An 8,784-nucleotide genomic window follows, 5' to 3' on the forward strand; every position below is an offset into this window, starting at 1 on the left:
CCCAGGATAATCCTAGTGATCCTTCCACCTCCAATAAAACCGATGGATTTAAACATGCCAGAAGACCTCCTTCCTAAATATATAAGTTTTGTGTTATTTTTTACTCATCACCGCAGGGCAGGATTCACCATTAATTTCCCCAAAAAGGATTTCCGATAAAGTAGATGCCCAAAACAGCGATGAGCGCCCCTGCGCCCTTGCGGAACCACATACCCGCCCCCTGCCAGACTTGGTTTTCGATCAATTTTCTCACCACGGCCGTTGAACTTCCCGCAATGACTATGGGGAGGCAGTGACCGAGGGCAAACAGCGTGATGAAAAGAATGCCGACTGTCACTTTCTGCTGAATGGTGATGATGGCCAGAATGGGTGCAATGAAGCCGAACGTGCAGGACCCGGACAGCACACCATACGCCAGACCCAATCCGAAAGCGCCCCAGATCCTCCGCAGGTTGAGACGGTAGAGCAGGCTGCCGGAGGTGGAGCATGCTTGCACCCCCATCATGCCCAGGGCGACCCAGAGAAGGACCAGGCCGACCAGTATCTGCCAGTAATTCCCCACGTCGCCTAACATCCGGCCCAGGAAGGCGCAGACAATGCCGATCAGCGCAATGGTAATAAACAGGCCAAGGGTAAACACAATGGAGTAAGCGCTGGCCTGGCGGGGTTGCAATATCTGCTCCTGTCCAGCCACATAGGCGACGATCAGGGGAATGGATGCCAGATGACAAGGGCTGAACAGGACGCTGACCATGCCCCACAGAAAACACCCAAGGGCGGCCAGGGTCGCTGCTCCCGTCATCCATTCGTTGATCGTAAGAAAGAAAGATTCCAGCATCATATCCGCCTTCTACTGGACGCCCATCGACTTGAGCCGGGCTACAATGGCCTCCTCGCTCATGAATCCCATGTGGCGGTGAACCTCTTTGCCTGCCTTATCAAAAAAGATCTGCGTGGGAATGCCCTGAATGCCGAAGTGATACGCAGGCTTCGAGTCCTGCCATACATCCAGGAAGATGATCGCTGCCCTACCCGCATAGCGCTTCTCCAGGCGTCCTAAAATCGGCGCCATCATCTTGCAGGGGATGCATTTTCTGGCTCCCAGATCCACCATGGTCACCATACCCTTTACAGGGATGTTTTTTAACTCGGCAGAAAATGACGGCGAAGCCACGACGCCGAGAACAAAAATGGAAACGATCACAGCGATGACCGCTGAAACACGCTTTACGTTCATAGACAAAACCTCAACAAGCGCAAGAATTTCCGCCGTAATGTATATACGTAGTTGTCACAGTTGCTTTAAGCATTGAGAGCAACGGACAATTAAAATGTATTTGCGCCATTTTTACTCCTCACCGAGGGGCCGTTTCACCGGTCAGGTGCCGCCGAAAATGGGGATGCCGCCGCGCAGGGAAATATCCCCGGCGAAACCGACCGTCACCTTGTCGCCTTCCACAATCACGGGTACCTGCATCTTGCCGCCGGAATAGGCCAGCATTTCCTCCAGTTTCTTCGGGTCCTCATGTACATTGATATATACGGCCCTGTCGCCGTAGGCTGCCCGAGCCTGGTTACAAAAGGGTCAGGTATCTGTTCCGTAGATGAGGATTTTTGTTTCCATCAATGTCTCCTGCATATTGAAACTCATTCTTCTGCCGGGAAAAATTTCCTTTTGAAGATAAGGGCCACGTTGACCAGTATGATAAGGACCGGCACCTCGATGAGCGGCCCGATAACCGTGGCGAAGGCCTGACCCGAGTCGATGCCGTAGATGGCAATGGCCACGGCGATAGCCAGCTCAAAATCGTTGCTCCCGGCAGTGAACGATACTGCCGTGGTCTGCGCGTAATTCCCGCCGATCTTTCTTACAAAAAAGAATGTCATGAACCACATCACCGCAAAATACAGGGTAAGGGGTATACCCACGATCAGGACATCAAAAGGCGACTGGATGATCTTGTTCCCCTGGCTTGAGAACATCACAACAATCGTGAACAGAAGAGCGATGAGCGTGATGGGACTTATCTTGGGCATGAATACCTTGTCGAACCATTCTTCTCCTTTGATATGAATCAGGGAATAGCGGGTAATGAGGCCGGCAAGAAAGGGAATGCCGAGATAAATAAATACTGTTTTCGCCGATTCCGCCATGGAGACATTGATGTTGAGGTCTTTGGCAAGTCCAAGCCAGTTCAAGGCAAGCGTGATGAAGACATAGATGTAGACGGCGTAGAAAAGAACCTGAGCGATGGCGTTGAAGGCTACAAGGCCTACGGCGAATTCCCGGTCACCTCCGGCAAGCTCGTTCCAGACGATGACCATGGCGATGCACCGGGCAAGCCCCACCAGAATGACGCCGATCATATATTCCGGATAATTGTGCAGAAAGACAATGGCTAAAACAAACATGACCACCGGGCCGATAACCCAGTTTTGCACAAGGGATACGGTCAGTAATTTTTTGTTCTTAAACACCTTCCCCATTTTCTCATACTTCACCCGGGCCAGCGGTGGATACATCATCAGGATCAGGCCTACGGCGATGGGAATGGATGTTGTACCAACCTGCAAGCCGATGATGAAGTCGGAGACACCGGGGAGAAAATAGCCGATAGCGATTCCCGCGCCGATGGCCAGGAATATCCACAACGTCAAAAAGCGATCCAGAAATGACAACTTCTTTATGATACCGTCCGGCATATAACCCTCCATTTATTTGTGTTTATAATTTTACCTTAGTGCGGGAATAAGCAGGACAGGTAAAGTGGCACGCCTTACGACGTTGTTGCTCACGCTCCCTAAGAAGCTTTCCTTTACATAACCCCGTCCCTGGCTTCCCATAAGAATAAAGGAATAATCATCTTCCTTTGAGAGCTTCAGTATTTGATTGACCGGCATGCCGTACTTCAGCAGTATATCCACTTCACGGGCGCCTTTACTGATCAGAGTGCTTTTCAGCATTTCCAGTCTTTCCGTATCGATGGCGTTAAATTCTTCAAGACGATCGCGGAGATGTTTCTCTATTCTGGTTTGATCCTGGACATGGAGGAGGGAAATTCGTTGTGCCCCGATTTCAACCATCTTTACCAAATGAGTGAAAGCCCTTTGTGCGGTATCCGAAAAATCGGTGACATAGAGTATCTTCCTGGAGAAGCTCAAGCAATCAGCAGCGCATTTCTCCTCGCCTTCCCCCTTCACCAGTTGCAGCCTGATAACAAGCAACGGAAACCGGGAATTATGCATGATCTTATGGGCCTCGCCGCCAAGGAGAGTGTCGAATGCCATACCTCTGCCATGTGTCCCTATTACCACAAGGGATGCGTTTTCCTTTTCAACAACTTTGACAAGTTCCCATACTATCCCGTCCTTTCCTATGGCGAGCTTGACCGAAAAACCCAACCTTTTGAGAAGTTCCTGCTGTCCAAAGAGGATCGGCTCGGCATACCGTACCAAATCGTATTGAAGGGCATCGAGGTGTTTGATGCCGAGGGCATGGAAAAGAATGACCTCTTTCGTTCCCATTTTTTTGAGATCCTGGACGCAGTTGATTACGTGGGTCGTGGCGTCGGAAAGATCCGATGCAATAACAACTTTTTCGTACATAGCTTCCTCCTTTTGTGTAGCTTCTTGTTAATATTTTTTAAGCGTCTGACGAAGCAGGGCTTCGATGCTCGCCGGACAAAATAAGGTTCGGGTTTATTTCTTGATCCACTTTAGAATATCCTCCATAAATAACACCCTCGTTTAAATGATGGCATTGAACAGGTAGCCCACCAGGATGATGGCTACCGTCATAATGATCGTAAAGATCACCAGTAGTTTGACTTTCAATACCTTCCTGAGGATGACCATTTCCGGGAAAGAAATGGCCGTGACGGCCATCATGAACGCCAGCACGGTTCCCAGCGGCATCCCCTTGCCCATCAAAGCCTGAACGATGGGGATCGTCCCGGCGGCGTTTGAATAGAGAGGGATGGCGATCAGGACGGCCAGGGGAACGGCAAAGGGGTTGTCCCTCCCGGCATATTTCGCCACGAAGTCAATTGGCGCATAACCATGAATGAGCGCCCCGACGCCGATGCCCAGGATGACGTAAAGGGTGACCCGCTTCAGGATATCCTGGGTGTGAAAGCGAGCCTGCTCGAAGCGGTCATTCCAGGTCAGTTCCGGCAGTTCCACCACCCCCATCCGTATCTCCCAGACGTAATCCTCGACCATCTTTTCCACGGCGGGGATACGTCCCAGGATAAAGCCGGCCGTGATAGCCACGGCCATCCCTGTCCCGATATAGATCAAGGCAATCTTGGCGCCGAAGAGTCCCCAGAGCAGTACCAAGGCTACTTCATTGATCATCGGCGAGGCGATCAGAAATGACAGCGTTACACCCAGGGGGACGCCCGCCTCCAGGAAACCGATGAAAACCGGTACTGCTGAACAGGAGCAAAACGGAGTGACAATTCCCAGCATGGACGCCAGAATGTTTCCCACGAATTCCGACTTTCCGGCCAGGATGTTCTTCACCTTCTCCGGTGGGAAAAAGCTCCTGATAATGGACACAATATAGATGATCACCGTCAGCATCAGGATGATCTTGATGGTGTCATAGACGAAGAAATTGACTGCGTCGGCAAGATGGGCACCCGCCGTCATCTTGAATACGTTATAGGTGAGCCAGTCGGCAAAAGCTTGAATCATAAAGTGAATCTCCAATCAATGTCGTTGACTTAAGAATGTTATGTCTTTAAAGTCCCCCTTAGTAAAGGGGGATGTAGGGGGATTTTTACGCTATTTTGTAAAATCTCCCCCAACCCCTCTTTAGAAAAGAGGGGAGTCGAAGGGCTTAAGTCAATGACAGTGAATCTCAAATAGTAAATGTTATTTCCGCCCACGCTTTCACGAGGGGCAAATCCGGCGGGAATCCAAACCTGCGGCCATGTATCCCCTGTCAAGCAAGGAATGACGGATTAAACGATTCTGATCATTACTTCACGATCCAGGTCTTGATTTCTTCTTTTTTCGGAATCTTGCCTACTGATTTGACCTTGCCGTCCACGACCACCGACGGCGTGCTAAAAACTCCGTACTCGGCGATCTTCTTGAAATCAGTGACATGTTCGACATTTGCATCTGCGCCCGTTTCAGCGAGCGTTTCTTTGACTAGTTTTTCCACCTGATGGCATTTCGCACATCCAGGACCTAAAATCTTGATTTCCATAAAACGCATCTCCTCTCCATGTCTGCCGTATTCAAGTCCCAAAATGCTGCTGTAAGCATTCCTTCCTTATCATCATATTTCCAACAAGTAATTTATTTAATCTTTCATGGGCTCTTGCAGATGTCTTCCCGCTGAATCTCATCAAGACGGTCGAGGAGCCTCTGGATATCCGGATCTTCAGAGACCCAGTGGCGCATGTGTCCAAGGAGACTTGCAGCAAAGGGGCTCTGTGCGCCGTCGGTAATGGAATAGTTGACCCACAAACCGTCTTTGCTGCGGCTCACGAGACCCGCCTTCTCCAGAACTTTCATGTGCTTGGATATAGTGGGCTGTGCTAACCGCAGGGCTGTCTGAATCTCGCAGACACACATAACCCTTTTTTGCAGTATCTTAATGATCTTCACCCGGTTGGGGTCCGACAGGGCCTTCATGACCTTAATGAATTCCTCCATTGCTCATTCTCCTCCGTATTGCTGCTCGGCAATATATAGATGTTCTTTCCGTTGTCAATAGGAAAATGTTGTATCGGGATATTTTTTTAGTTACGGCGTCCACCAAACATGGCGAGGAAGGCGCCTTGATGAGGTTTTTTGTATGTTATTTAAAGGGGTGTGTTTGAGGAGTTTTTACTTGCATCTCTGATGATTTTAGAAAAGGGCTTTTTTGATTTGCTTAGATTCTTTTCCTGTGAGTAATTTGAAAAAAAAGAAAAAGCGATCACCCGGGAGGCGGAGGTTTTACCTCCCAGATGATCCTTCAAAGAATGTTGATTTACCAGTTGCCTCTCATCATGCCCGTTCCCGGGCCGCCACCGTGCATTCCTGCACCGCCTCTCATGCCGGGACCAAAACCACGCCCCGGTCCATAGGACTTCAATTTTTCCTGTTGTTCCGGCGTCAAGATCTTGAGTACTTCAAGGCGATTGCTGATCATTTTATCCTGCATCTGATCCCGCAGCGCTCTAACCTCTTTCTGTGTTGCCAAAATCTTATTCTGATCCGGATTCGTCTGTAACCAGAGCAGTCTTAAGTCACCACGCTTGCTGAACAGCTTATCTTGAAGGGGTTTAATATCCCTCAAATTGGCATCACGAAGGGCGTTGATCTTTGCGGTCTGTTCAGCCGTCAGGTTGATTCCGGGGACTGCCGTTATGTCACCCCCATAATAGCCGCCGCTATAGCATTGCCCACCGCCATGACCCCTGCCCCAGCCTGGTCCAAAGGCATACGCGTAGGCCGCTAAAGTTGTCACAGCAAATACTGCGACCAATGTCATTGTCAATTTTTTCATGGTTATATCCTCCTTTAAGGATTTGTTTGCTTTTAGTAGTGTAGTGAGCAAGGGTTGTGCCAGATGTCTGTACATTCTGTAACATATTCATATTGCACGGTTATTAACAAATCATTTACACCTATGGAATTCTTTTAGCTTTACCCTAAAGAAAAATATGGATAATAAGTATCCAATTGTGGTATCCAGTTGACTAATAAGTATCCAGGTGAACATGAAGAATATGAAACGACGAGGCGATAAAAAATTCTGGGCCGGTATATCACCCTGGTTTATCATCGGGGCGGTGGTAATTCTCGTGCCGATCTTCATCATGATGACCCTGGAAAATATCAATAAACAAAAAGAGAATACGACCCAGCTCCTCATCGAAAAAGGAGAAGCCCTTATCAGGTCTTTTGAGGCCGGTGCAAGAACGGGCATCGGGATGCAATGGAGGAGCTTTCAGCTCCAGAAACTGCTCATCGAAACAGCGCAGCAGCCGGGTGTAGACTACCTCATCGTCAGCGATACCAATGGAACGATCGTAGCCGACAGCGACCCCTCGATGATCGGTGAATTGTACGGGAATGAACTGGATCTTACTCGCATAGCAGAGTCGAAGAAAGCCCAGTGGCGCCAGGTTCCCAATCCTGCCGGCGCCGATACATTTGAAGTCTACCGCCGGTTTTCACCGACGCAAGCATTCCCCGAAGGATTCAACGGCGGAGTGTCGCCGGACGGTACGTCATCAAAAGCAGGCAGTGAGGAAATCCGCACAGAATTTACGGGACTGATTGTTTTTGTCGGTATGGATATGGGTCCGATCATTGCGGTAAGAGAACAGAACACGCAGCACACGATCTGGATGTCCGTCATCTTCATTTTAATCGGGATTTCCGGCATTATCTCCCTCCTTCTGGCCCAGAGTTACCGTTCGGCAAAGATCTCCCTCTCACGGATCAAGGCCTTCTCGGACAGTCTGGTCGAAAACATGCCCATCGGCCTTGTCGCCATAAATGATCGAGGAGAAATTATCTCATTTAACCAGACGGCTGAATCCGTTCTGGGATATTCCTTCTCTGAAGTTATCGGAAAGACGGCCGATCAGATCCTGCCCCAGCCGTGTAAAGCGCTCCTGCAAAGCCTCAAGGTTGAAAAAAAAGTCATCGAAAAGGAAATAGATTGTCCTGTTCATACGGGGGAAATAATCCCTTTAGAGGTAATCGCCACAACTCTCGAAGAGGATGACGGCAACCCTATCGGTTATGTAATCCTTTTCAGGGACATTACCGAGGTTCAACATCTGAAAAAAGAGATGGAAAGAAGCAGGCGCCTTGCATCTCTCGGGAGTCTCGCCGCCGGGATTGCCCATGAAATCAGGAATCCCCTGAGTTCCATAAAGGGCTTCGCCACGTTTTTCAAAGAGCGATACCGGGATAACCCGGAAGATCAGAAGACCGCCGAAATTATGGTGCAGGAGGTGGAACGGCTGAACCGGGTTATCAGCCAGCTTTTGGAATTCGCCAGACCCATGGACATGAACAGGCAATGGATTTCCCTGCAGGAAGTGATCCGGCATACCCTGAAAATGATCGAAGGCCAGACCCGGTCAAATAATATTGCCATTCATACGGATATCCCGCCGGATAGTGGGAATGTCCTGATAGATTCAGATAAGATAAAACAGGTGCTGTTGAATTTGTACTTGAACGCCGTCGGAGCGATGGAACATGGCGGTACACTTTCAGTAACACTCTCCCCGCACAACAGCCGCATAATCAGGATCGATGTCTCCGACACGGGAAAAGGGATCGACGAAAAGGACCTGGCCCGCATCTTTGATCCATACTTTACGACCAAATCGTCGGGAACCGGTCTCGGACTGGCCATCGTTTATAAGATTATTGAAGCCCATGATGGTGAAATTAGGGTAACGAGTGAACCGGGCAAGGGAACCACGGTATCGGTCTTTTTACCGACTGTCCCAACCTCTGCCCCTCCCGCATAGGTGGATACTCTTGTTGTGGTTTACATTGTTCAGGCATGATGTATCATCCCCTCTTTTCTAAAGAGGAGCCTGGAGTTTGGACATTTGGTTGTCCCCCTCTGGAGGGGGTGCCTACCTCAATGTCCCCCTCTGGAGGGGGTGCAGGGGGAGGTATGGAAGCTGATAAAAATAATTTATGCAGCTACAACAAACGCTTACAACCTTTTGCCAATAAGCTTCGCAAAGAGATGACCAAGGGAGAGGCATGTTTATGGAAATATGTCTTGCGGGCCAGACAAATGAAAGG

Annotated in this window: 10 protein-coding genes; 1 reads left to right on the forward strand and 9 read right to left on the reverse strand. The window is 49.4% G+C overall.

From position 1 onward, the window contains the following. Nucleotides 1-130 precede the first annotated feature (130 nt). The 9 genes from NTW12_11285 to NTW12_11325 form a co-directional block, all read right to left on the reverse strand. A complete protein-coding gene (locus NTW12_11285) occupies nt 131-838 on the reverse strand; it encodes a sulfite exporter TauE/SafE family protein (GenBank protein ID MCX5846919.1) in 708 nt (235 codons plus the stop codon). Nucleotides 839-850: 12 nt separating this feature from the next. Next, nucleotides 851-1,237, reverse strand: coding sequence for a thioredoxin family protein (locus NTW12_11290; protein ID MCX5846920.1), 387 nt, complete (start codon nt 1,235-1,237; stop codon nt 851-853). Between the two features lie 141 nt (nt 1,238-1,378). After that, nucleotides 1,379-1,624: a UXX-star (seleno)protein family 1 gene (locus NTW12_11295; GenBank protein MCX5846921.1), complete on the reverse strand. Its 246-nt coding sequence runs from the start codon at nt 1,622-1,624 to the stop codon at nt 1,379-1,381. A gap of 23 nt (nt 1,625-1,647) precedes the next feature. Next, entirely contained in the window at nt 1,648-2,688 is a 1,041-nt protein-coding gene (gene arsB, locus NTW12_11300; GenBank protein MCX5846922.1) for an ACR3 family arsenite efflux transporter, read from the reverse strand. Nucleotides 2,689-2,733: 45 nt separating this feature from the next. Beyond that, complete coding sequence (locus tag NTW12_11305) at nt 2,734-3,606, reverse strand: universal stress protein (protein MCX5846923.1); 873 nt, start codon at nt 3,604-3,606, stop codon at nt 2,734-2,736. A gap of 141 nt (nt 3,607-3,747) precedes the next feature. Further along, the gene (locus tag NTW12_11310; GenBank protein MCX5846924.1) at nt 3,748-4,698 is read right to left on the reverse strand and encodes a permease; all 951 of its coding nucleotides are present in this window, start codon (nt 4,696-4,698) and stop codon (nt 3,748-3,750) included. A 286-nt stretch (nt 4,699-4,984) separates the two neighbouring features. Then, nucleotides 4,985-5,218, reverse strand: a complete 234-nt coding sequence (locus NTW12_11315; protein ID MCX5846925.1) for a thioredoxin family protein — start codon at nt 5,216-5,218, stop codon at nt 4,985-4,987. A 104-nt stretch (nt 5,219-5,322) separates the two neighbouring features. Then, on the reverse strand, nt 5,323-5,670 hold the full coding sequence (locus tag NTW12_11320) for a metalloregulator ArsR/SmtB family transcription factor (GenBank protein ID MCX5846926.1): 348 nt from the start codon (nt 5,668-5,670) through the stop codon (nt 5,323-5,325). A gap of 319 nt (nt 5,671-5,989) precedes the next feature. Further along, complete coding sequence (locus NTW12_11325) at nt 5,990-6,508, reverse strand: Spy/CpxP family protein refolding chaperone (GenBank protein ID MCX5846927.1); 519 nt, start codon at nt 6,506-6,508, stop codon at nt 5,990-5,992. Between the two features lie 223 nt (nt 6,509-6,731). On the opposite strand from NTW12_11325, the gene NTW12_11330 reads away from it, so the two are divergent. After that, nucleotides 6,732-8,498: an ATP-binding protein gene (locus NTW12_11330; protein ID MCX5846928.1), complete on the forward strand. Its 1,767-nt coding sequence runs from the start codon at nt 6,732-6,734 to the stop codon at nt 8,496-8,498. The last annotated feature ends 286 nt before the right edge of the window (nt 8,499-8,784 follow it).

This window comes from Deltaproteobacteria bacterium (assembly GCA_026388545.1).
In the GTDB taxonomy this organism is placed as follows: domain Bacteria; phylum Desulfobacterota; class Syntrophia; order Syntrophales; family UBA2185; genus JAPLJS01.